The organism is Lentzea sp. NBC_00516 (assembly GCF_036346835.1).
Taxonomy (GTDB): Bacteria; Actinomycetota; Actinomycetes; order Mycobacteriales; family Pseudonocardiaceae; genus Lentzea; species Lentzea sokolovensis.
Map to the genome: position 1 here is coordinate 7,385,421 of NZ_CP107840.1, position 20,337 is coordinate 7,405,757.

Consider the following 20,337-nt stretch of genomic DNA (forward strand, 5'->3'; position numbering starts at 1 on the left):
GTCCTTGCGTTCTCGCAACCATCAACGGCATGAACAACTTCTCGAGGAGCCTCGCCAGGACGGCCGTCGCCGGTGCACTCGCCGCCGTGGCCGTCGCCGTGGCCGCGCCCGCCGCCTCGGCCGCGGCGCGCGACGGCAAGTGCGACAACAACGAGTTCTGCCTGTACTGGGCCCAGGAAAGCCTCGGATCGCTGTCGGACTTCACGACGTCGATCGAGAACTACGGCACCTCGCAGCCGACGTGCTACGAGTTCAGGACGTCAGGCCAGGCCGGCTACGGCGAATGCGTCAAGAACAACGCGGCTTCAGCGTGCAACAAGCGATCCAAGGCCGTGCGCGTGTACTTCAACAGCTACCACGAGGGCCCGTACGACACCATTCCCGCGGAGAGCTGCCGGGACCTGAGCAAGACGTTGTTCGACAACGCGTCGCACCTGTTCCTCTGACGGATCAGCGCGCCTGCGGGTGGCTGACGTGCTCCAGGTCTTCGCTGGTCTCGTCGATCGGCTTCGCCATCTCCTGGCGGTAGCGCCAGATGCCCCAGCCTGTGCCGCCCAGGAAGAACGCGATGCTGACGACGATCGCCGCCGTCTCGAGCCACGGGAACGTCTGCAGGACGCCAGCACCGTAGTAGCCGGCCAGCACCAGCGTCGGCACCCACGCGATCGCACCGATGGTCGTGGCCAGCGTGAATCGACGGAGGTCCATCCGGGCCGCGCCCGCGATCATCGGTGCCAGCGTGCGGATCCACGGGATCCAGCGGGCGAGCACGACGGCCCAGAAACCGCGCCGGTCGAGGAAGTCGCCCGCGCGTTTCAGGTTCTGCCGGTTCAGCACCTTGCCGCCCTTGCGGGCGAGCACGCGCGTGCCGGTGCTCCGGCCGATGAAGTAGCCGACCTGGTTGCCGACGACGGCCACGATCAGAGCCGCGAGGGACAGCAGCCATGCCGACAACTCGCTGTTGTGCGTAGCCAGCACCACACCGGCCGCGAACAGCAGCGAGTCACCGGGCAGGAAGAGCCCGAAGATGAAAGCGCACTCGACGAAGATGAAGCTCAGCACGATGACCCAAACGGCCAACGGACCCGCGGTCTCCAGCGAGGCGAAAGCATGCGCCACGGTGAGCCAGCCTACGTCGTGCTGTGCGAGCGGCACGGCGACATCGGGTTAACGGGTGGGCGAAATCTGGATTGAGCACGCTGAGTCACTGCGTGAACTCCCTTCGATTGAGATCACCATCGAGTGAACCAGTCGAATCGGGCTAGCGTGGGAGGTTATGGAGAGCCTGCTCGCTGAACTCCGCACCGCCGTGGGTGACTCGGGTGTCCTGACCGATGCCGATGTCACCGCGAGCTACCAGCGCGACATGATGCCGTTGGCGCCGCACGGCAGCCCGTTGGCGGTGGTGTTCCCGCTGAACACGGAGCAGGTCCAGGCCGTGGTGAGAGCCTGTGCGAGCCATCGCGTCCCGATCGTTCCGCGTGGTGCGGGCAGCGGGTTGTCCGGGGCCGCGAACGCCATCGAGGGCTGCGTCGTGCTGGTCACGACCAAGATGAACGCGATCGTGGAGATCGACACCGACAACCGCTTGGCCGTCGTCGAGCCCGGCGTGGTCAACCTCGACCTGCGCGGCGCCGTCGAGAAGGACGGCCTGTTCTATCCGCCGGATCCGAGCAGCTACGACTGGTGCACGATCGGCGGCAACCTCTCCACCAACGCCGGCGGCCTGTGCTGCGTGAAGTACGGCGTGACCACCGACTCGGTGCTCGGACTGGAGGTCGTGCTGGCCGACGGCGAGGTGCTGCGGACCGGCCGCCGCACGGTCAAGGGCGTCGCGGGCTACGACCTCACCAAGCTCTTCATCGGTTCGGAAGGCACCTTGGGCGTGATCACCAAGGCCACGCTCGCCCTGAGGCCCCTGCCGCAGGCTCCCGCCACGCTGGTCGCCGCGTTCAGCAGCACCACCACGGCCGGCGCCGCGGTCAGCCGGATCGTCCGCGAGGGCCTGGTGCCGTCCCTGATGGAGATCATGGACCGCACCTCGATCGAGGCCGTCGAGCAGTACCTGAAGACCGAGATCGGCGCCGGCCCCGGCTGCGCGGCGTTGCTGATCTGCCAGTCCGACGCGGGCGGCGAGCAGGCCAGGCACGAGCTCCAGAAGATCGAGGAGATCTGCCTGGAGGCCGACCTCGTCTACGCGACCCACGACGTCAACGAGGGCCGCGACCTGCTGACCGCGCGCCGGGCCGTGCTCACCGCGCTGGAGATCTACGGCTCGTGGCTGACCGACGACGTGTGCGTGCCCCGCACCCGCATCGCCGAGCTCATCCAGGGCTGCGAGGACATCTCCAAGGAGGTCGGCCTCAAGATCGCCGTCGTAGGCCACGCGGGCGACGGCAACATGCACCCGACGATCGTCTACGACCCCACGGACGCCGACCAGTTCGCGCGAGCCCAGAAGGCGTTCGACGACATCCTCGCGGTCGGGCTCTCGCTCGGCGGCACGGTGACCGGCGAGCACGGCATCGGCAAGATCAAGCGCGAGTGGCTGGCGAAGGAGATCGGACCGGTCGGCCTCCGGGTCCACCGCGAGATCAAACGCGCGCTGGACCCGGAGAACCTGTTCAACCCCGGTTCGATGTTCAGTCTCTAGCAACAGGTGCGCGCGGCCGTGGCGATCGGCTCCTGAGCGGCCTTCTCCACGTCCGCGAGCATCTGCCGCCGTTCGGCAGGCCCGAGGACCTTGCCTCGGGTCAGCACGGTGTGGATCCGTTGCGTGTTGCGGATGTCCTTGAGCGGGTCGCCGTCGAGCACGACGAGGTTCGCGGCCTCGCCGGGCTTCACCGTGCCGCCTCGCGTGCCGGCCCTGAGCGCCGCCTTCGGGGACAGGCCCGCGTCGACCAGCAGTTCCAGCTCGTCGTGCAGCGAGAAGCCGGGGAACGTGTACGGGTTGCCCGCGTCCGTGCCGGCCAGGACCTCGACGCCGTGGGCGTGCATCTCGGCGACCTGGTCCATGCGGCGCCGCAGGAACTCGGCCTGCTGCCTGATCTCCTGGTCGGTCACCGGAGCCCAGCCCTTCACCGCCTCACGCCAGAAGTCCCGGTAGAACACCGGCGCGTACTTCATCCTCGGGTCGTTCGCGAACCGGTCGGCCGGGCTGGAGAACACTCGCATCGTGACCATCGTCGGAACCAGCGCGGAGTTGTTGCGCTGCAAGCGTTTCGCCAGCTGTGCGGCCTTGCTTCGGCTGTGCGACAGCGTTGCCTGCCGTTCGAACTCCAGCACCTTCATGAACCGCCCGAACGGGTTCGCCGGATCGATCGGCAGGTCCGCGATTGCCTGGCGCAGCTGGGTTTCCCGCGCACTGGTGGCGAGCGGAAGGCCGTACATGTGCTCGAACGTGCGCTGGCCCAGGTCACTCGCGTCGCCCAGCGGTACCAGGGTGGGGCAGTGTCCGGCGAACGTGATGGCCTGTTTCGAGCACTCGTCCGCGATGGCGGCGAGCGACGAACGGTCGAGGTTCGAGTAGACCTTCACGAGGTCGGCGCCCTGCCTCTTCGCGTCCCGCACGGCCTGGCGGCCCTCGTCGGGCGTGGTGACGATCAACGCGCCGGTCACCGGCGAGTGCGGTCCGTCGATGATCGTGCTGCCGACGATCAGCCGCGGCCCGAACACCTCGCCTCGCTCGATCCGTTCTCGCAGCTCGTAGATCTGCGGAAAACCGAACATCTCGCGGATGCCCGTCACGCCGTTCGCCAGGCACAGCGGCAACGTGATCCGGTCCAGGTACGCGCCGTGCACGTGCATGTCCCACAGGCCGGGGATGACGAACTTGCCGGCGAGGTTCAGCACCGTGGAGCCGCGCGGCAACGGCAGGTCGCACGAGCCGACGGCGAGAATCTTGTTGTCCGCCAGCACGATCGTCGCTTTGGGTCGAACGCCGGACGAGTCGATGAGGGTGACGTCGCGCAACGCGGTGACGTTCGTGGACGCACCGGCCTGACCGGGCAGGAGCAGGCCCGCGCCCGCTGCCGCACCGAGTCCGGCCAGCCATCCCAGCACTTCACGTCGAGTGGTGTCGGTCATGCCGTTCAACCAACACCTTGACGTTACGGGAGGCTCAAATCCTTTCGAGCACTTCCCGTGCCGCCGACGCCCAGAGCGGAGTGGTGCTCAGTTCGTCGAGTTCGGGCACCAGCGCCGCGCGCTGCTCGGGATCCAGCCTCTCGGCGACGTAGTCCAGCGCGGCCGACACCTGCCACGCGTCCCGGCTCCGCAAAGCCTGGCGCAGCAACGCGACGCGGTCCTCTTCCTGACGCATCACCTAGCGGGACATGGCCTTCAGAAGTGAGTACTGGGCGTCGTCGTGCCCGAGTTCCCACATGAACGTGCCGAGCAGACCACGTGCGCGAGCGAAGTCCGCGCGGATCCCTATCGACCGCGGGTTCTCGTACGACACGAACTTCTTCTCGGCCGCGTTGTACAGCCACGGCGACTGCGCGACCGGGTGCCAGTACTCCTTCCAGCCAGGAGTCGCCTTCAGCTTCAACGCCTCGTCGTAGCCGTCGACCCAGAACGCGCTGTCATAGGCCTGGTAGAGGCCGTGCTGCGGGCCTTCGGTCTTCACGTTGAAGCCACGGCCGTAGAACGGGGTGCCGAGCACCATCTTGCGCGGCGAGACGCCGTGCCGCTGGTAGTAGTCGATGGCGCCGACGACGTTGTTCCACCTGCGGTCGGCGGCGGGCATCGGGTCGTTGGCGACCTCGCGGAAACCGGCGTTGAACGTGGACACGGGCGAGAAACCGGTGCCCAGGTCGTAGGTCATGACGTTGATGAAGTCCATGATCCGCGACAGTTCGCGCAGCTCGAACGACTTCGCCACGTCGTACGGCCCGTCGGTCTGCAGACGGCCGGCGGGTAGCGCTGCGGTGACGAGCTTGCGCGAGCCCAGCGCCTTGCGGAAGTCGCGGGTCAGCAGCGTCATGTTGCGCCTGTCCGCGGGACGGTCCGTGATCTCCACCGGGCCGCCGTAGACCGGGAATTCCCAGTCGATGTCGATGCCGTCGAACGTGCCGTCGCGGAAGAACAAGTCCACACAGGACTGAACGAGCGTCCTGCGCGAGGCGGGAGTCAGTGCGGCGTCGGAGAACCCGCCCGCACCCCAGCCGCCCAGCGAGATCAGCGCTTTGAGCGAAGGCTTGCGCTTCTTCAGGTCCCGGATGTCCGCGAAGTCCTTGGGCGCGGTCTCCGCCGGCATCACGCACTTGCCGTTCTCGATGAGGGAGAACGCGTAGAACAGGTGCGTGATCGGCGTGGTCGTGGGGATCGACGAGATCGGCTTCGAGTCGCTGTACCAGTTTCCGTAGTAGGCGCCCACGATCTTCTTGGGCGAGGCGTCGGCGACACCGATGCCAACTGAGACGGAAAGCGCGGCCAGTGTGACCGCCACTCCCTTGCGGAACAACGACATCGGTGGCCTCCACCCAGGTGGTCCAGACCACTAGCAACCTAGGGCCGATAGCCGACCTGGTGCAACACCTTGTGGAGATAGGTCTCCAGTTCGTCCGGTGTGTTGTGTTCCGGGCGGGTCAGTGCGCGGTAGAAAAGCGCACCTCCGGCCATGTCCACGACGACGTCCATGTCGGTTCCGGGCGGAAAACCGGGACGCACCAGGTCTTTGAGCACCGCCCGGCGCGGCGCGATGAAGAGCTCCCAGTACCGCTGCATCAACCCGAAGTTGTCCGCGGACGCGCCGATGATCCGGCGCAGCAGTTGGACCGCCTCGCCCGTCGACATCAGTGCGGCCCAGCCCTTGATGATCTCCTCCTCCGAGGAGACGGCCATGCGCGCGGGATCGAGCGCCACGACGTCGCGCGGCAGCTCGATCACGCTGAACAGCAGTTCCTCTTTGGTGGCGAACCGGCGGTAGACCGTCGCGCGGGTGACGCCCGCGCGCTTGGCCACCTGCTCGATCGACGTGCCGTCGAGGCCGCGTTCCAGGAACAGCTCGAAGGCGGCCGTCAGGATCGCGTTGTCAGCCTCGGGGTCGCGGGGACGCCCAGCACTTCGTTCAGCCACGCAGAAAGCCTCTCCGGGGAAGACGGACCGCGCCACGCCAGGTGTCCGTCGGGACGCACCAGCAGCGTGTCGCCGGCGCGTTCATGGTGCACGACGTCCCCGAGCCGTTCCCGCGCCACCTCCAGGCACGTCGAGGGCCCCGCCAGCACCCACCGGCCGACCCGCGCGAACGCCGGCACCCGCGGCCCGCCCACCGGCCCCGAGTAGCGGACGCCGAGTTGCGAGGCGAACCGGAGGAGACCGCGCTGCACCGGCGGAAGGCCCAGCAGCGGGAACAGCAGGCCGCGCACCAGCCGCGTCGCGCGTCCGGAGCCCATCGAGATCCGCGTCGCCGGCGTGGTCGACCCGAGCACCTTCGCGGCGACCGGCCGCCGTTCGGCCTCGTAGGTGTCGAGCAACGACGCGGCGGCCCTGCCCCGCACCACCAGCGCGAGCTTCCAGGCGAGGTTCTCCGCGTCACCGAGACCGGTGTTCATGCCCTGCCCGCCCAACGGACTGTGGATGTGCGCGGCGTCGCCCGCCAGCAGCACGTTGCCGCGCCGGTAGGCCGAGGCCAGTCGCCGGTGGATGCGGAACGTCGACTCCCAGTCCACGGCGCCGATCGGCCCCGGCGTCCACCGCCCGCCCTCCGGCGACATGACCCGCCAGAGATCGTTGCCGGGCAGCGGGAAGATAGCCGTCAGGTGCCCGTCCTCGACGTAGACGTGCAGCGAGGACCGGTCCAGGTCCCAGTCGGCGTGCAGGTCGCGCAGCAGGAAGTTCTCCATCACCGCCTCGCCGTCGAACGAGATCCCCGCGATCTTGCGCACCGCCGAGTGCGCGCCGTCGCAGCCGACCAGCCAGTCGTCGCCGCGCACCGGGACCGACGCGATCGGCGTGCCCCACTCGACGGCCACGCCCAGTTCGGCCAGCCGGTCCCGCAGCCGTTGCTCCACCCACGTCTGTGACGCGATCAACGCCCCCGCGTCGCGCATCGGCGTCAGGTCGAGCCGCTTGCGCCCGTTGATCCGCAACGCTTCCATCCGGATCGCCTTCGCCGGCAGGTCGCCCAGCGCCCCCAGCCTCGCCAGCACCTCCGCCCCGCGCGGCTGCACCCCCAGTGCTCGCGACGTCGTGGCCGGCCCGTCCGCCGCGTCCACGACCCGCACTTCCACCCCGTGCTTCCGGAGTCCGCACGCCAGCGCCAAGCCGGTCGGACCCGCCCCCGCAATGATGACCATATGAATACAGTACAGCCCTGTATTCAAACGGCGCCAGCGAAAAGCCCGCCTGCCGGAACAGACGGGCTCAAGCTGCTGGTCAGCGTTCGACGCGGGGGATGATCTGCGTCGAGTCGTCCTGGAGCTGAGCCTGCATGACCTGGGTGATGTCGTCCGCCTCTTCCTGCAGGAGCGACTTCTTCTCCTTGCGCGCCTTGATCACCTCGATGATGATCGGCACGACCGACAGGAGCACGATGGCGATCAGCGTGATCTCGAGGTTGTTCTTGATGAACGCGACCTGGCCGAGGAAGTAGCCCAGGATCGTCAGACCCGCGGCCCACGCCACGCCGCCGATCGCGGAGTACGTGAAGTACTTCTTCGGGTCCATCTTGCCGACACCGGCCATCGCCGTGATGAACGTGCGGACGATCGGCACGAACCGGGCGAGGACGATGGCGCGCGCGCCGTACTTGTCGAAGAACTCCTGCGTCTTGTCGACGTATTCCTTCTTGAAGATCTTCGACTCCGGCTTGCTGAACAGCGCCGGGCCGGCCTTCACGCCGATGTAGTAACCGACGACGTTGCCGGCGAACGCGCACACGGTCAGCAGCACGCAGACGAGCCAGAGCGGGGTGTCGATGGTGCCCGCCGCGACGAAGAGACCTGCCGTGAACAGCAGCGAGTCGCCGGGCAGGAAGAAGCCGACGAGGAGCCCGCACTCCGCGAAGATGATGAGGCACAGCCCGATGAGCATGTACGGGCCGAGGTTGTTCAGCAGAGCGGTGGGATCCAGCCAGTCAGGGCCCAATGCAATCGTCACGGCGACAACGGTACAGGTCAGCTCAGGGTGATCACTGCGGCCACCGTGCCCGCTGCCAGGCCCAACAGGAGCGCGAGGCCCAGCACCCACCACACCGACATGGGTGCGGGACGGTCGTCGTCAATTGGGACAGGTACGGCAAATCCGGCATTCGTGCTGGTCGCCTGCGCTCGCAACGCGTCGGTCACCAGTCGTTCCGGATCGTCCGCCATCCACCTATTCCTTGACCCACTCGCCCCTGACCATCACGTCCTGCGGCTTCAATTCTGCATCTAGGACGACGATGTCCGCAGCGAGTCCGGCTTCGAGCTTGCCCGTGTCGAGGCCGAGCAGCTCGGCGCCACGGGTCGAGGCGGCGTGCGTGGCCTCCACGAGCGACAGCCCACACGAGTTGACGGCGTTGCGGAACGCCATGTCCATCGTGAGCGTGCTGCCGGCCAGAGAAGCGCCTCCTGCCAACGTTGGCACTCCGTCGACGACGCGCACTTCCAGGCCGCCGATGTCGTACACGCCGTCGCCCACGCTCGCCGCCGCGATGGCGTCGGTGATGAGGACGGTGCGCTTGAGACCCGCGTGGCGTGCGGCGAGACGGACGGCGGTCGGGTGCAGGTGCACCAGGTCGCAGATGAGCTCGACGGTCACGCGTTCGTCGTCCAGCAGCGCGCCGATCGGACCCGGTTCGCGGTGGTGCAGCGGGCGCATGCCGTTGAACAGGTGCGTCGCCACCGACGCGCCGGCGTCGACGGCGGGCCTGACCTGCGCCTCGGTCGCGTCGGTGTGACCGATCGCGGCGATGACGTTGGTGTCCACGAGCTGACGCACGGCGTTGACGGCGCCCTCCAGCTCGGGCGCGATGGTGACCATGCGGATGGTGCCCTTGCCCGCGTCGAGCAGCTTCGTCACCGAGGTCCGCTCCGGCGGGCACAGGATCGCCGGGTCGTGCGCGCCGCAGCGGGCGGCGGACAGGAACGGGCCCTCGAGGTGAACGCCCGCGACGACGCCCTCCTGCACGAGCTCTGCCAGCGCGGACACCTGGTCGGCCAGTTCCGGCACGGGGCGCGTGACCAGTGAGGCCAGCATCGTCGTGGTGCCGTGCTTGCGGTGCGCCGCCGCGGCCTTGCGGATCTTCTCCGGGTCGCCGCTGGTGAACGCGGCACCGCCACCGCCGTGGCAGTGGATGTCGACGAACCCCGGCACGATCGTGCCGCCACCCACGTCGTGGGTCGGGCCCTCAGGAGCCGTGCCCTCTCCGACCGCGGCGATCCGGCCGTCCCTGACGCTGACCCACCCGTTCTCGAGCACTCCGCCCGGCGTGACGACCCGACCCCCGGTCAGGATCACGTCGACAGGTCCACCCCACGTGCTCATCACGCCTCCAGCGTGTCGATGGCCAGCAGCGCCGCGCCGAGGAAGCCCGCCTCGTCGCCGAGCGCCGCGAGCCGAAGCTCCGGTCGGCGCTGGAAGGCGATCAGGCCGTCCAGCCGTTCCCTCAGGGGCTCCACCAGCAGGTCTCCTGCGAGTGCGAGCCCACCGCCGAGCACGACGGCCTCCGGACCGAGCAGCGTCGCCAGCACCAGGATCCCCCTGGCGAGCGCGTCCACGGCCTCGTGCCACACGGCGACTGCGTCCTGCTCCCCGTCCCGGACCCTGAGTGCGACCTCAGCGGCGCCTTTGACGGGGGTGCCGGTACGTGCGGTGTACCGGCGGGCGATCGCCGCGGAGGACGCCACTGTCTCCACGCAGCCGATCTGGCCACAGGCGCAGGGCACGCCGTGGCCGACGTTCACATGTCCGATCTCACCCGCGAAGCCCTCGCCGCTGTAGATCTTCCCGTCCAGCAGCAGCGCGCCGGCGATACCGGTGCCGATGGGCATGATCACCGCGTTGCGCAGGTCCCTGGCGGCCCCCATGCGGCATTCGGCCAGGCCCGCGGCACGCACGTCGTGGCCGAATGCGACGGGCAGGCCCAGCCGTTCGGTGAGGACGGCGCTGAACGGGAACTGGCTCCACGGCAGGTTCGTCGTGTACACGCCGACGCCGTTGGCCTCGTCCACGATGCCCGGCGCCACGATCCCCACGGCGTCGATCTCGTGCTCCGAGGCGTTGCCCAGCTCGGCTACGAGCTCGGCGATGACGTCGAGGAGGGGCGCCAGCTCGCCGGGAGTCGCCCGGCGCGCGTGCTTCTGCGCCGCCACCGACTCCCGGGTCCCGGAGACCAGCGCCGCCTTGGTTTCGGTGCCACCGATGTCAACGGCGACCACGTGTCTGCGTGCCACGGGAACTGATCCTGCGGCATGGGAGGCCTATTGGTCTATACCAAGTACCGATTTGGGCGCGTGGTCTTACGAGCTGAAACCGCCCGCAACGGGCAAAACGGTCTCAACTGGGGATACGGTGAAGTTTGCTTACTGTCCCGGACGGGCCGGTCAGCCCGCCATGATCTTCTGCAGGGCGTCGAGCGCACGGGACGCCGTCGACTTCACGGTGCCCTTCGAGATGCCCGTGGCCTCGGCGATCTCCGCCTCGGACAGGTCGCCGTAGTAGCGCAGCACGAGCACCTCGCGCTGGCGTGGCGGCAGCTGCTGCAACGCCTTGACCACGGCCTGGTGCTCCGCGGTCAGCATCGCCAGCGACTCGGCCGAACGTGCGTTCGCCACGTGCGGCGGGATGTAGTCGCGGGCCGTCTTGCGCCGGCGCAGCACGCTGCGCGAGCCGTTGACCACGGCCGTGCGGAGGTAGCCGACCGCCGCCTGGGCGTCCCGAAGGCCCTTCCAGTTGCGGTGCAGACCGGCGAACGCCTCCTGCACCACGTCCTCGGCCGTGGACGGCTCGTCCACGAGCAGCAGCGCGAGCCTCACGAGGCGCATGCGGTGCTGCTTGTACAGGTCTTCGAGCGTGAGGGGCCCTGTGGGAGGTCCTGCGACGCCGTCCTTGATTCGCAGGTTGGTCAGGGTGTCCTGCACGGTGCGCGGTGTTTCGTCGCCAACCACAAGGTAGGACGGTACCGGTCACCGTCGCTACGGTGGACGCATGGCCCGCTTTGCAGTCGAATTGGTGTTCGGTCCCGACAGCGAGAAGCGCCTCGCGGTGCGCCCGGCGCACCGCGAGTACATCGCCTCTCTCGCTGAGAAGGGCGTGGTCCTCGCCGCAGGTCCGTACGCGGACGACACCGGCGCGTTGATCATTTACGAGGTGGCGGACGAGGCCTCGCTGAAGGAGATCCTGTCCGCCGATCCCTACACGCCGGCGAACGTCGTCACGAAGTGGGAGATCCGCGTCTGGAACGCGTTGCTCGGTTCGTGGCTCACCGACTAGCGGCTTGACCGCCCGGCCCGACCAGTCCTGAGGTGTCCGACTTGGCCATCTCGACGTCGGCCGCCGCCACTTCCTCGACCGCCTGGCGGTCCACGACCATCGGCGTGAACGCGCGGAAGTACTTCAGAGCGCCGACCCAGCCGGGGACGTGGACCGCCTTCGCCCGTTTCTCGATGCCCCTGACCACGGCTTTGCCGACGTTGCGGACCGGGTACTTCTTGCCGGCCACCCCCGGCATGCCCTGGCGCAGCTTGCCGAAGACCGGGTGCTCGTCGGCGCTGTTGACCATGTCCGTGGAGATCCACGAGAAGTACGCGGTGCCGACGTCGACGCCCAGGTGCCTGACCTCGGCGCGGAGGCTGTCCGCAAACGCTTCACAACCGGCCTTGGCCGCCGAGTAGGCCGCGTTGCCGGGGATGTGGACGATCGCCGCGAGCGACGACACGACCAGGCAGTAGCCGCGGCTCTTGATCAGGTGCGGCAGCGCCGTGCGGACCGTGCGCCACACACCGAGCAGATTGACCTCGATGACCCGTTCGAACGCCTTCGGGTCCATCGAACGCACGAACCCTGTGGCCGCGATGCCCGCGTTCGCCACCACGACGTCGATGCCGCCGAAGTGGGCGGCGACCTCGTTCATGACGCGGTCGAGCACGTCCCAGTCCGTGACATCGGCTTCCCACGCCTTGCCGCCGGTCTGCCGCGCGACCTCTTCGAGCTGCGCCTTCTCCAGCCCTACGAGCGCGAGACGAGCCCCGCGCGCGGCCAGTTGCCTCGCCACCTCGGCGCCGATGCCCCTGGCCGCGCCGGTGATCAGTACCACCTTGCCCGTGACGTCCATGCTCGCCACGGTAACGCAACCTACTCCCGGTAAGCTACTGGCAAGTTAAATTGCGCTGAGGCGATCCACCTCGGCCTGGGTGAGCTCCAGGGTCAGCGCCGGGAGCAGGTCGCCGAGCTGCTCCAACGTGCGGGCGGAGGCGATCGGCGCGGCCACCGTCGGCTGCTGGGCGAGCCATGCCAACGCGACCGCCGCGACCGAGGTCTCGTGCGTTTCGGCCAGCTCGTCGAGCACCTCGAGGATCTGCAGACCGTGCTCGTCGAGGTACTTCGAGGCCGCGCCGGCCCGTGCGCTCTGGACCTCGACGCCTGGCCGGTACTTGCCGCTCAGGAAGCCCTTGGCGAGCGACGAGTACGTCAGGGTGGCGAGGCCTAGTTTCGCCACGGTGTCCTGGAGCTCTCCCTCGAACTTGTCGCGGCTGACCAGGCTGTACTCGGGCTGCAGCGCCACGAACTTCGCGAAGCCCTCGCGTTCCTGGATCTCCAGCGCCTTCGCCAGCCGCTCGGCGGAGAAGTTGGACGCGGCGACGTACCGGACCTTGCCGTCGCGGACGAGCTGGTCGTAGGCGGCCAGCGTCTCTTCCAACGGCGTGCTGGTGTCGTCCAGGTGGTTGTAGTAGAGGTCGATGTGGTCGACGCCGAGCCGCTTCAACGAGCGTTCGGCGGCCGTCAGCACGGTGTCGCGCTTCTGGTTGTTGAAACCGGCGAGCATGCCGACCTTCGTCGCCACCACGATCTGGTCGCGGTCGCTTCGCCCGGCCAGCCACCTGCCGATGATCGCCTCCGACTCGCCGCCGGAGTTGCCCTCGCCCCAGGCCGAGTACACGTCGGCGGTGTCGACGAAGTTCCCGCCCGCCTCGGTGTAGGCGTCGAGCACTGCGAACGACTGGTCCTCGTCAGCGGTCCAGCCGAACACGTTGCCGCCCAGGCAGAGGCGGGACACGTCCAGGTCTGTGGTGCTCAAGATCGGCATACTGCGAAAGGTAGTACGCCGCGACGATTGGGGTTCGCATGCTGGGAACGTTCGGAGTCTGGGGCTCGCACCAGGAGTGGGCCGGACGAATCGGTGAGATCGAGGCGCTCGGCTACGGGGCGTTCTGGATCGGCGGTTCGCCGGACATCTCGCTGGTCGAGGACGCGCTGAACACCACGGAGTCGATCACGATCGCGACCGGCATCGTCAACGTGTGGCAGTCCGAACCGGAGGCGGTCGCCGCCGAGTTTCACCGGCTCGCGAGCGACAGGTTCCTGCTCGGCGTCGGCGTGGGTCACCCACAGCTCGACCAGGCCTACGAGAAGCCCTACGACAAGCTCGTGTCCTACCTCGACCGGCTCGACGTGCCCGCCGACCGGCTGGTGCTCGCCGCGCTCGGTCCGAAGGTCCTCAAGCTCGCCGCCGACCGGACCGCGGGCGCCCACCCGTACCTCGTGCCGGTCGAGCACACCGCCGAGGCCCGCAAGGTGCTCGGCGACAAGCTCCTCGCGCCCGAGGTGACCGTCGTCGTCGAAGAAGACGCGGAAGTCGCGCGGGCCATCGCGCGCGAGAAGCTCTCGTTCTACTTCTCGCTCACCAACTACACGAACAACTGGCAGCGCTACGGATTCACCGCAGAGGACGTCAAGGGGTCGGACCGCCTCGTGGACGCGTTGGTCGCGCACGGCAGCGCGGACCAGGTGGCCGCGAAGCTGCGTGCGCACGTCGACGCGGGTGCCGACCACGTGGCCGTCCAGTCGCTGAACGGCCACCACGCGGAACTGGCCGACGCCCTCGGACTCAGGCGCTGATCTCGACGCCCTTCCAGAACGCCACGTGGCCCTTGATCTGCTTCGCCGCGTCCTTCGGCTCGGCGTAGTACCAGGCCGCGTTGGTGTTCTCGGCGCCGTCTACCTGCAACGAGTAGTAGTTCGCGTCGCCCTTCCACGGGCAGTGGGTGGTGTACTCGGTCGCCTTCAACACGGCCGGATCGACGGACTCCAGCGGGAAGTAGTGGTTGCCTTCGACCACGACGGTGTCGTCGCTCGAAGCGATGATCTTGCCGTTCCACTGAGCGGTTGCCATGTCATCCACTATCCCCCTACCGGCGGGTAGCGCAGACCGGCTGGTCAACTGGTACTTGATCGATCACTCTGTGAGGACGGCCACCGAGTTGGCCCCGTGACTCGGCCTCGTAGGATGCGAGCTGACACCCGTTCAGGGCGCCTGAGGAGGACCACCGATGCCCATCGCAACTCCCGAGGTCTACGCGGAGATGCTGGACCGGGCCAAGGCGAACGAGTTCGCCTACCCCGCCATCAACGTCACGTCGTCGGAGACGCTCAACGCGGCTCTGCGCGGCTTCGCCGAGGCTGAGAGCGACGGCATCATCCAGGTCTCGACCGGCGGTGCCGAGTTCGCCTCGGGCACCAAGGTCAAGGACATGGTGACCGGCGCCGTGGCGCTCGCGGAGTTCGCGCACGTCGTCGCGGCCAAGTACCCCGTGAACATCGCGCTGCACACCGACCACTGCCCGAAGGACAAGCTCGACGGGTACGTGCGTCCGCTGATCGCGATCAGCCAGGAGCGCGTCGACAAGGGCGGCAACCCGCTCTTCCAGTCGCACATGTGGGACGGCTCGGCCGTCGCGCTGGACGAGAACCTCCAGATCGCGAGCGAGCTGCTCGACCTGTCCGCCAAGGCGAAGATCGTCCTCGAGATCGAGGTCGGTGTCGTCGGTGGCGAGGAGGACGGCGTCGACAACGAGATCAACGACAAGCTCTACACGACCGCCGAGGACTACCTGAAGACCCTCGCGGCGCTCGGCGCCGGCGAGAAGGGTCGCTACCTGCTCGCCGCGACCTTCGGCAACGTGCACGGCGTCTACAAGCCGGGCAACGTGAAGCTGCGTCCGGAGATCCTCAAGCAGGGCCAGGACGTCGTGGCGGAGAAGCTGGGTCTCCCGGCCGGCTCCAAGCCGTTCGACCTGGTCTTCCACGGCGGCTCCGGCTCGCTGCTGGAGGAGATCCACGAGGCCGTGTCGTACGGCGTCATCAAGATGAACATCGACACGGACACGCAGTACGCCTTCACCCGTCCGATCGCGGCGCACATGTTCGCGAACTACGACGGTGTGCTGAAGATCGACGGCGAGGTCGGCAACAAGAAGGTCTACGACCCGCGCAGCTACCTCAAGGCCGCCGAGACGGCCATGGGCGCGCGCATCGCGCAGGCGTGCGAGCACCTCAAGTCGTCGGGCCGCATGATCGCGGGCTGACACCGGTTGTGAGAAGGGCCCCGGCTTTGCGCCGGGGCCCTTCTTGTTTCAGCGGAAGGCTTCGACGTTGCGTTCGGCCCATTCGGCGAACGTGCGCGGCGCGCGGCCGAGGACTTCTTGCACGTCCGGGCTGACCCGCAGCTCGTGTTGTGTCGGCGAGCTGAGGATGTCCAGGGTGTCGTCGGCGAGTTCGCCCGGCATCATCTGCTCCATGCCGGCCTTGGCCTCGGCGCGGGTGAGCTCGTGGAACCGCACCGGCTCGCCCAGCGCGGCGGCGATGGCCTCCGACTGTTCGCGCGGCGTGATCACCTCCGGGCCGGTCAGCTCGTAGGCAGCGCCCGCGTGCCGGTCGTCCAGCAGGCACGCGGCCGCGACGTCCGCGATGTCCGCCGGGTCGATGATCGGCACGCCGACGTCGCCGAACGGTGCCGCGACGGTCCGCTGCGCGCGGACGGACTCGGCCCACCACAGTGCGTTGGTCGCGAAGCCGCCCGGCCGCAGGATCGACCAGTCCACGCCGGAGTTCCGCAGCACGTCCTCCAGTTCGAGCATGGCGATCCGCGTCGTCCCGAACGGCCTGGTCACCACACCCAGCGTGGACAACAGGACGATTCGGCGGACCCCGCTGTCCGCGGCTTGGACGATGACGTCGGCCGGGTTGGCCCCGGCGGCGTGCAGATCGCCGGACAGCAGCAGGAACAACGCCTTCGCGCCGGCCAGGGCGGGTTCGAGGGTCTTCGGGTCGGCCAGATCGGCTACGAGGTGCTGGACGCCGTCAGGTACGGCTGACGCGTGCCGCGACACCGCCGTCACCTGCTCGCCAGCCTCGGCCAGCGCCCTCGTCAGCGGTCGCCCGATGTTGCCGGTAGCGCCGGTCACCACGATCATTTTGGAGCTCCTTCGTCGTTGTGGTGACGACGCTAGGAACCGGGCTTACTTTTTGTAAGGACGTACCTGTAGGTAAGCTCCGGACATGGCGGTCGGAACTCAGTTCACGCGGTCCGAGTCGACGGAGCGGTATGAGGTGTTTCACACCGACTGCCCCGCGCGCGAGATGGTCGACCACGTCACCAGCAGGTGGGGAATCTGGGTGCTGATCTCCCTGCAGACCAACGACCTGAGGTTCTTCGAGCTGCGCGAGAGCATCCGGGGCATCAGCGAGAAGATGCTGTCCCAGACCCTGCGCGGGCTCGTCGAGGACGGCCTGATCTGGCGGAAGGTCGAGCCGACGACCCCGCCCCAGGTCACCTACGGGTTGACCGAGTTCGGGCGGGACGTCGGCGAGCCTCTGGCCGAGCTGTTCGGCCGGATCACCACCCGGTTGTCGGCCGAGCTTCCTAGCTGAGCTTCAGTCTCGAGGCGATCAGCTGTGTCTCCGGTCGATGGATCACCATGTCCCCGACCGTCCACAGCACCGCCAGCAGCACGGCCGTGACCGCCGCCGACGAGAACGAGATCGGCGGCCCCCACAGGTACTCCTGCTGGAACCAGATGCCGACGTACCCGACCGTCGTGACGGCCGCCGACCCGAGCACCGCCGCGGCCGGCGTCGGCATCTTGATCGCGTGCGCCGCGTCGATGGCGAGCCCGACCAGGATCAGGAACAACGGCACCGCGGACTTCGGGAAGTCGATCCCGGCGAGCAACGGCCAGATCAGGCACCGGTACGCGACGTAACCGCCGGCGACCACCGTGGCCGCCCAGGGCGTGTTGATGGTGCGCCGGGCGATGACCAGCACGATCGCCGCCGCGACGAGCCCCCACACCGGGTAGACCCAGTCCGCGATGGGCAGTGCGAAGTGCACGACCGCCTCACGTCCGACCGGCACGCCCAGCTGGTCCGCGGCGAACTGCAGCAGGATCGGCTCGGCCTCGGCCCTACCGCTGTCCCAGGCCTGCAACGCGCGCACGCCGTACTCCTGGTGCTGGTTGGGGAACCAGACGTTCTCCAGGAAGAAGAACCACAGCGCGACGAGCCCGAACGTCCGGGCGTTGCCCTCGGGGAAGTACTTCATCCACCCGCGGATCGCGCCGGCCAGCATCACCGCCGTGCCCAGGTAGAGCAGCGCGTGCGACCCGCTCCAGCTCGTGATGTCGAGCCCGTTGATCCGGTGGTTGATGATGTCGATCGGCAGGGCGATGAGGAAGATCCCGCTTCCGACCTGCATCAACCGGATGGTCAGCTTGTCGCCGCCGTACCCGGTGAACGTGTGGAACAACGTCAGCCCGACCACGATGACCGTGCCGACCGTGTTGATCAGGTGCGGCGGCGCGAGGTCGTCGCGCAACCACTTGAAGTGCCACGAGACGTCCCACGACGACCCGATCAACTTGAGCAGGAGACCGACGAGCCACAGCTGGTAGAGCTGTTTCGTGAGCGCCGCCGGTGTCTCCCTGCCGGGCGCGCCCCGCTCCCAGTACAGCTCCCGGAACTGCCTAACCCCCTGGATCATCCGAACATCATGAGCGCAGCTCGGGTGTCCAGGTAGGGCGAACGGCCCTGGTTTTACCCTGATGTTTCCAATTCGTGTGCACGATGGAGTGAACGGGCGTGCGCGAAGTTGAACTTCGACGGGGTGGATCGGCAAGGTGCACGGCCATGAGCTCTGACAGTTACGACGACAGGTACAAGGCGACCACCAAGCAGCGGATCATCGCCGGGGTGCTTGTCACCGTGCTGCTGCTGGCCGTTGTGGCCGCCGTCATGAGGATGTTCATCTAGCCCGGTTCCGGGGATGCGGCACGATGGGGCGCATGGTTGAGAACCTCCTCGGGCCCGAGCCGACTCGTCTTCCCGAACGTCCTGAGGCGCAGGCTGCCGCAGATGGCGGCACTGACCCGGCCAAGATCGTTCGGGCTTATCCGGATTTCTCCGAGGCTTGGGCGTTGCTGGCTGAGCGTTCGTTGCACGCTGGGGACCCTGTTGCTGCCTATGCCTATGCCCGTACCGGGTACCACCGTGGGCTTGACCAGCTGCGTCGGTCCGGGTGGAAGGGGTTTGGGCCTGTGCCTTGGTCGCACCGGCCCAACCAGGGGTTTTTGAGGGCGCTTGGGGCGTTGGCGCTGGCTGCTCGGGAGATTGGGGAGGACGAGGAGTGGGAGAGGTGCTCCAAGTTCCTCGCTGACTCCGATGCTGAGGCTCCGGCTGCGCTTGGGCTGGTCTGACGCTCCTTTGCGTAGCGTTCCCCGGTTGCTTGCGGCCTGTCACCTTGCTTGCTTCCCCTGGGGGCTCTGCCCCCAGACCCCCGGCAATCTGATCGGGGGAGGGCGCCACGCGTAGGTAGATGGCACGCCTGTTGCGTTGGGCGGCCGCCTGTTGCTTTGAGGGGTGCGTTGGCGGTGGGGTCCCGTCACGAGCCGAACCAAGAGCGGGCCACATGCGAGAAGGGGTGTCAAACGGACGAAAAGCGTGTCCGTTTGACACCCCTTCTCGCATGCAGCAAGTGCTGTGGTGCGACTCGTGACGGGACCCCACCGCCGGGCCCGCTCGGTAGGACGGCTCGCCTTCGGCTTCGCGGGCGATGAGACTGGCGGCGGCATGGTGGCGGTACAGCGGGCGGGGTGAGTTGTGGGCGCGGTCAGGGATGCGGTCGGACGTGGGTTTTCGCGGTGGCGTGGGGCCGCGTTGCCGATCGTCCAAAGTGCCCTGTCCGCTGGGCTTGCCTGGCTTGTGGCGACGCTTGTCATCGGGCATCTGCACCCGTTCTTCGCGCCGATTGCCGCTGTTGTGTCCCTTGGGGTGTCGCTGGGGCAGCGGCTTCGGCGGGTTGGTGAGCTCGTTGTCGGTGTTTCTGTCGGTGTTGGGGTTGGCGACGCGCTGATCAGCTGGATTGGCAGTGGGCCCTGGCAGATCGCGCTTGTCGTCGGGCTGGCGATGTCGGCCGCTGTGTTGTTGGACGGCGGGTCTGTCATCGCGTTGCAGGCTGGTAGTAGTGCTGTGCTTGTGGCCACGTTGCTGCCGCCCAGCGCTGGTGGTGGGTTCGATCGGATGATCGACGCGTTGACCGGTGGGCTGGTCGGGTTGGCTGTGGCTGCGCTCATTCCGGCCAATCCGGTCACGGTGGCTCAGCGGCAGTTGAAGGCGCTCACCAACACGTTGAGTTTGGCGTTGCGGACTCTTGCGGAGGCGCTGGAGGAGAAGGACTCGGTCAAGGCTGCTGGGGTGCTTGCCGAGTTGCGGACCAGTCAGACGACCATCGACGACTACAAGTCCGCGTTGCAGACCGGGAGTGAGATCGCGAAGATCGCGCCCATTCGGTGGCGGTCCAAGGACGAGCTCAAGCGGTATCAGGTGGCGGCTGGGCCCGTGGACTACGCGATTCGGAACACTCGGGTGCTGGCGCGGCGGGCGATGGCGGCGTTGAAGGCCGATGAGCCCATTCCGGACGGGGTGCCGGACGTGCTCAAGGACTATGCGGACGCTGTGGACTGTTTGAAAGGTGAGCTTGAGAAGGGTGCGGAGCCCAAGCTGACCAGGGAGGCCGTGCGGGACGCCGCGCGGCATCTCACCGCGCGGCGTCTCGGTGGGGACGGGTTCTCGTCCAAGGTCGTGCTGGCGCAGATCCGCAGTGTCGCGGTGGACCTGCTGCAGGCGACCGGGCTGAACCGGAGTGAGGCGATGGAGGCGTTGCCGCCGCTCAGCCCTCCGGCCGGTTCAACAGGCCCAGCAGAAGAGAATGCACCTGTTCGTGATCCCGGGGATCTGCCAGGACGCACGAAGCGCCCGTGATCGCGTACCACTCTTCCGCGCCCTCGTAGCGGACCAGCGCACGGAACTTTCCGTCGTCGGAGAGTTCTGTGCTCAGTTCCAGGTCGCCTGTCACGACGCCGA

The 20,337-nt window shown here is 67.9% G+C and carries 25 protein-coding genes; 9 read left to right on the top strand and 16 right to left on the bottom strand.

All coding sequences use genetic code 11. From position 1 onward, the window contains the following. Positions 1-29 precede the first annotated feature (29 nt). Positions 30-446 (top strand): peptidase inhibitor family I36 protein, encoded by a 417-nt coding sequence (locus OG205_RS33775; RefSeq protein WP_330271973.1) that lies wholly within the window; start codon positions 30-32, stop codon positions 444-446. Between the two features lie 4 nt (positions 447-450). Here the strand turns inward: OG205_RS33775 and OG205_RS33780 are convergent, their stop codons facing one another. Next, positions 451-1,119 carry a DedA family protein gene (locus tag OG205_RS33780; protein WP_330271974.1) on the bottom strand — a complete coding sequence of 223 codons (669 nt, stop codon included), beginning with the start codon at positions 1,117-1,119 and terminating at the stop codon, positions 451-453. A 157-nt stretch (positions 1,120-1,276) separates the two neighbouring features. Here OG205_RS33780 and OG205_RS33785 point away from each other — a divergent pair, with 157 nt between their 5' ends. Further along, on the top strand, positions 1,277-2,653 hold the full coding sequence (locus tag OG205_RS33785; RefSeq protein ID WP_330271975.1) for an FAD-binding oxidoreductase: 1,377 nt from the start codon (positions 1,277-1,279) through the stop codon (positions 2,651-2,653). Here OG205_RS33785 and OG205_RS33790 read toward each other — a convergent pair. From OG205_RS33790 to OG205_RS33835, 10 genes are all read right to left on the bottom strand, one after another. Beyond that, entirely contained in the window at positions 2,650-4,086 is a 1,437-nt protein-coding gene (locus OG205_RS33790) for an amidohydrolase family protein (protein WP_330271976.1), read from the bottom strand. The two genes, OG205_RS33785 and OG205_RS33790, sit on opposite strands and share 4 nt — an antisense overlap. A 34-nt stretch (positions 4,087-4,120) precedes the next feature. Next, entirely contained in the window at positions 4,121-4,321 is a 201-nt protein-coding gene (locus OG205_RS33795; protein WP_330271977.1) for a hypothetical protein, read from the bottom strand. Between the two features lie 3 nt (positions 4,322-4,324). Further along, positions 4,325-5,470, bottom strand: a complete 1,146-nt coding sequence (locus OG205_RS33800; RefSeq protein ID WP_330271978.1) for a glycoside hydrolase family 18 protein — start codon at positions 5,468-5,470, stop codon at positions 4,325-4,327. Positions 5,471-5,508: 38 nt separating this feature from the next. Continuing rightward, a complete protein-coding gene (locus OG205_RS33805) occupies positions 5,509-6,078 on the bottom strand; it encodes a TetR/AcrR family transcriptional regulator (protein ID WP_330271979.1) in 570 nt (189 codons plus the stop codon). Next, entirely contained in the window at positions 6,021-7,298 is a 1,278-nt protein-coding gene (locus OG205_RS33810; protein WP_330271980.1) for an FAD-dependent monooxygenase, read from the bottom strand. Before OG205_RS33810 ends, OG205_RS33805 begins: the two co-directional genes overlap by 58 nt. A 79-nt stretch (positions 7,299-7,377) precedes the next feature. Then, on the bottom strand, positions 7,378-8,094 hold the full coding sequence (locus tag OG205_RS33815; protein WP_330278285.1) for a DedA family protein: 717 nt from the start codon (positions 8,092-8,094) through the stop codon (positions 7,378-7,380). Positions 8,095-8,117: 23 nt separating this feature from the next. Then, positions 8,118-8,312, bottom strand: a complete 195-nt coding sequence (locus OG205_RS33820) for a hypothetical protein (protein ID WP_319976567.1) — start codon at positions 8,310-8,312, stop codon at positions 8,118-8,120. Between the two features lie 4 nt (positions 8,313-8,316). Continuing rightward, positions 8,317-9,468 (bottom strand): N-acetylglucosamine-6-phosphate deacetylase, encoded by a 1,152-nt coding sequence (gene nagA, locus OG205_RS33825; RefSeq protein ID WP_330271981.1) that lies wholly within the window; start codon positions 9,466-9,468, stop codon positions 8,317-8,319. Further along, positions 9,468-10,376 carry an ROK family protein gene (locus tag OG205_RS33830; RefSeq protein ID WP_330271982.1) on the bottom strand — a complete coding sequence of 303 codons (909 nt, stop codon included), beginning with the start codon at positions 10,374-10,376 and terminating at the stop codon, positions 9,468-9,470. Before OG205_RS33830 ends, nagA begins: the two co-directional genes overlap by 1 nt. 150 nt (positions 10,377-10,526) lie before the next feature. Continuing rightward, a complete protein-coding gene (locus OG205_RS33835; protein WP_330271983.1) occupies positions 10,527-11,090 on the bottom strand; it encodes a SigE family RNA polymerase sigma factor in 564 nt (187 codons plus the stop codon). A gap of 40 nt (positions 11,091-11,130) precedes the next feature. On the opposite strand from OG205_RS33835, the gene OG205_RS33840 reads away from it, so the two are divergent. Continuing rightward, entirely contained in the window at positions 11,131-11,415 is a 285-nt protein-coding gene (locus OG205_RS33840) for a YciI family protein (RefSeq protein ID WP_330271984.1), read from the top strand. Here OG205_RS33840 and OG205_RS33845 read toward each other — a convergent pair. Both OG205_RS33845 and OG205_RS33850 read right to left on the bottom strand, forming a co-directional pair. Continuing rightward, entirely contained in the window at positions 11,405-12,256 is an 852-nt protein-coding gene (locus tag OG205_RS33845; RefSeq protein WP_330271985.1) for an SDR family oxidoreductase, read from the bottom strand. The genes OG205_RS33840 and OG205_RS33845 overlap by 11 nt on opposite strands. 45 nt (positions 12,257-12,301) lie before the next feature. Then, a complete protein-coding gene (locus tag OG205_RS33850; protein ID WP_330271986.1) occupies positions 12,302-13,228 on the bottom strand; it encodes an aldo/keto reductase in 927 nt (308 codons plus the stop codon). A gap of 38 nt (positions 13,229-13,266) precedes the next feature. Between OG205_RS33850 and OG205_RS33855 the strand changes: the two genes are divergently transcribed. Then, entirely contained in the window at positions 13,267-14,040 is a 774-nt protein-coding gene (locus OG205_RS33855) for a TIGR03620 family F420-dependent LLM class oxidoreductase (RefSeq protein WP_330271987.1), read from the top strand. Here OG205_RS33855 and OG205_RS33860 read toward each other — a convergent pair. Continuing rightward, a complete protein-coding gene (locus OG205_RS33860) occupies positions 14,030-14,314 on the bottom strand; it encodes a DUF427 domain-containing protein (RefSeq protein ID WP_330271988.1) in 285 nt (94 codons plus the stop codon). The two genes, OG205_RS33855 and OG205_RS33860, sit on opposite strands and share 11 nt — an antisense overlap. A 157-nt stretch (positions 14,315-14,471) precedes the next feature. On the opposite strand from OG205_RS33860, the gene fbaA reads away from it, so the two are divergent. Further along, positions 14,472-15,506, top strand: a complete 1,035-nt coding sequence (gene fbaA, locus OG205_RS33865) for a class II fructose-bisphosphate aldolase (protein ID WP_330271989.1) — start codon at positions 14,472-14,474, stop codon at positions 15,504-15,506. A 48-nt stretch (positions 15,507-15,554) separates the two neighbouring features. Here the strand turns inward: fbaA and OG205_RS33870 are convergent, their stop codons facing one another. Further along, a complete protein-coding gene (locus tag OG205_RS33870; protein WP_330271990.1) occupies positions 15,555-16,394 on the bottom strand; it encodes an SDR family oxidoreductase in 840 nt (279 codons plus the stop codon). A gap of 85 nt (positions 16,395-16,479) precedes the next feature. Here OG205_RS33870 and OG205_RS33875 point away from each other — a divergent pair, with 85 nt between their 5' ends. Next, the gene (locus OG205_RS33875) at positions 16,480-16,851 is read left to right on the top strand and encodes a winged helix-turn-helix transcriptional regulator (protein ID WP_330271991.1); all 372 of its coding nucleotides are present in this window, start codon (positions 16,480-16,482) and stop codon (positions 16,849-16,851) included. On the opposite strand, the gene OG205_RS33880 is transcribed toward OG205_RS33875, so the two are convergent. Further along, a complete protein-coding gene (locus OG205_RS33880; RefSeq protein ID WP_330271992.1) occupies positions 16,844-17,959 on the bottom strand; it encodes a hypothetical protein in 1,116 nt (371 codons plus the stop codon). The two genes, OG205_RS33875 and OG205_RS33880, sit on opposite strands and share 8 nt — an antisense overlap. A 146-nt stretch (positions 17,960-18,105) precedes the next feature. Between OG205_RS33880 and OG205_RS33885 the strand changes: the two genes are divergently transcribed. From OG205_RS33885 to OG205_RS33895, 3 genes are all read left to right on the top strand, one after another. Continuing rightward, positions 18,106-18,228: a hypothetical protein gene (locus OG205_RS33885; RefSeq protein WP_330271993.1), complete on the top strand. Its 123-nt coding sequence runs from the start codon at positions 18,106-18,108 to the stop codon at positions 18,226-18,228. Positions 18,229-18,260: 32 nt separating this feature from the next. Beyond that, the gene (locus tag OG205_RS33890; RefSeq protein WP_330271994.1) at positions 18,261-18,671 is read left to right on the top strand and encodes a DUF3151 domain-containing protein; all 411 of its coding nucleotides are present in this window, start codon (positions 18,261-18,263) and stop codon (positions 18,669-18,671) included. 460 nt (positions 18,672-19,131) lie between these two features. Then, positions 19,132-20,235 carry an FUSC family protein gene (locus tag OG205_RS33895; RefSeq protein ID WP_330271995.1) on the top strand — a complete coding sequence of 368 codons (1,104 nt, stop codon included), beginning with the start codon at positions 19,132-19,134 and terminating at the stop codon, positions 20,233-20,235. Positions 20,236-20,337 lie beyond the last annotated feature (102 nt).

What these genes read in the sequence shown, in the direction of transcription:
- OG205_RS33775 (WP_330271973.1), top strand. Translation starts at nt 30, where the DNA reads ATGAACAACTTCTCGAGGAGCCTCGCCAGGACGGCCGTCGCCGGTGCA.
- OG205_RS33785 (WP_330271975.1), top strand. Translation starts at nt 1,277, where the DNA reads ATGGAGAGCCTGCTCGCTGAACTCCGCACCGCCGTGGGTGACTCGGGT.
- OG205_RS33790 (WP_330271976.1), bottom strand. Translation starts at nt 4,086, where the DNA reads ATGACCGACACCACTCGACGTGAAGTGCTGGGATGGCTGGCCGGACTC.
- OG205_RS33795 (WP_330271977.1), bottom strand. Translation starts at nt 4,321, where the DNA reads ATGCGTCAGGAAGAGGACCGCGTCGCGTTGCTGCGCCAGGCTTTGCGG.
- OG205_RS33800 (WP_330271978.1), bottom strand. Translation starts at nt 5,470, where the DNA reads ATGTCGTTGTTCCGCAAGGGAGTGGCGGTCACACTGGCCGCGCTTTCC.
- OG205_RS33810 (WP_330271980.1), bottom strand. Translation starts at nt 7,298, where the DNA reads ATGGTCATCATTGCGGGGGCGGGTCCGACCGGCTTGGCGCTGGCGTGC.
- OG205_RS33820 (WP_319976567.1), bottom strand. Translation starts at nt 8,312, where the DNA reads ATGGCGGACGATCCGGAACGACTGGTGACCGACGCGTTGCGAGCGCAG.
- nagA (WP_330271981.1), bottom strand. Translation starts at nt 9,468, where the DNA reads ATGAGCACGTGGGGTGGACCTGTCGACGTGATCCTGACCGGGGGTCGG.
- OG205_RS33840 (WP_330271984.1), top strand. Translation starts at nt 11,131, where the DNA reads ATGGCCCGCTTTGCAGTCGAATTGGTGTTCGGTCCCGACAGCGAGAAG.
- OG205_RS33845 (WP_330271985.1), bottom strand. Translation starts at nt 12,256, where the DNA reads ATGGACGTCACGGGCAAGGTGGTACTGATCACCGGCGCGGCCAGGGGC.
- OG205_RS33850 (WP_330271986.1), bottom strand. Translation starts at nt 13,228, where the DNA reads ATGCCGATCTTGAGCACCACAGACCTGGACGTGTCCCGCCTCTGCCTG.
- OG205_RS33855 (WP_330271987.1), top strand. Translation starts at nt 13,267, where the DNA reads ATGCTGGGAACGTTCGGAGTCTGGGGCTCGCACCAGGAGTGGGCCGGA.
- OG205_RS33860 (WP_330271988.1), bottom strand. Translation starts at nt 14,314, where the DNA reads ATGGCAACCGCTCAGTGGAACGGCAAGATCATCGCTTCGAGCGACGAC.
- fbaA (WP_330271989.1), top strand. Translation starts at nt 14,472, where the DNA reads ATGCCCATCGCAACTCCCGAGGTCTACGCGGAGATGCTGGACCGGGCC.
- OG205_RS33870 (WP_330271990.1), bottom strand. Translation starts at nt 16,394, where the DNA reads ATGATCGTGGTGACCGGCGCTACCGGCAACATCGGGCGACCGCTGACG.
- OG205_RS33875 (WP_330271991.1), top strand. Translation starts at nt 16,480, where the DNA reads ATGGCGGTCGGAACTCAGTTCACGCGGTCCGAGTCGACGGAGCGGTAT.
- OG205_RS33880 (WP_330271992.1), bottom strand. Translation starts at nt 17,959, where the DNA reads ATGATCCAGGGGGTTAGGCAGTTCCGGGAGCTGTACTGGGAGCGGGGC.
- OG205_RS33885 (WP_330271993.1), top strand. Translation starts at nt 18,106, where the DNA reads ATGAGCTCTGACAGTTACGACGACAGGTACAAGGCGACCACCAAGCAG.
- OG205_RS33890 (WP_330271994.1), top strand. Translation starts at nt 18,261, where the DNA reads ATGGTTGAGAACCTCCTCGGGCCCGAGCCGACTCGTCTTCCCGAACGT.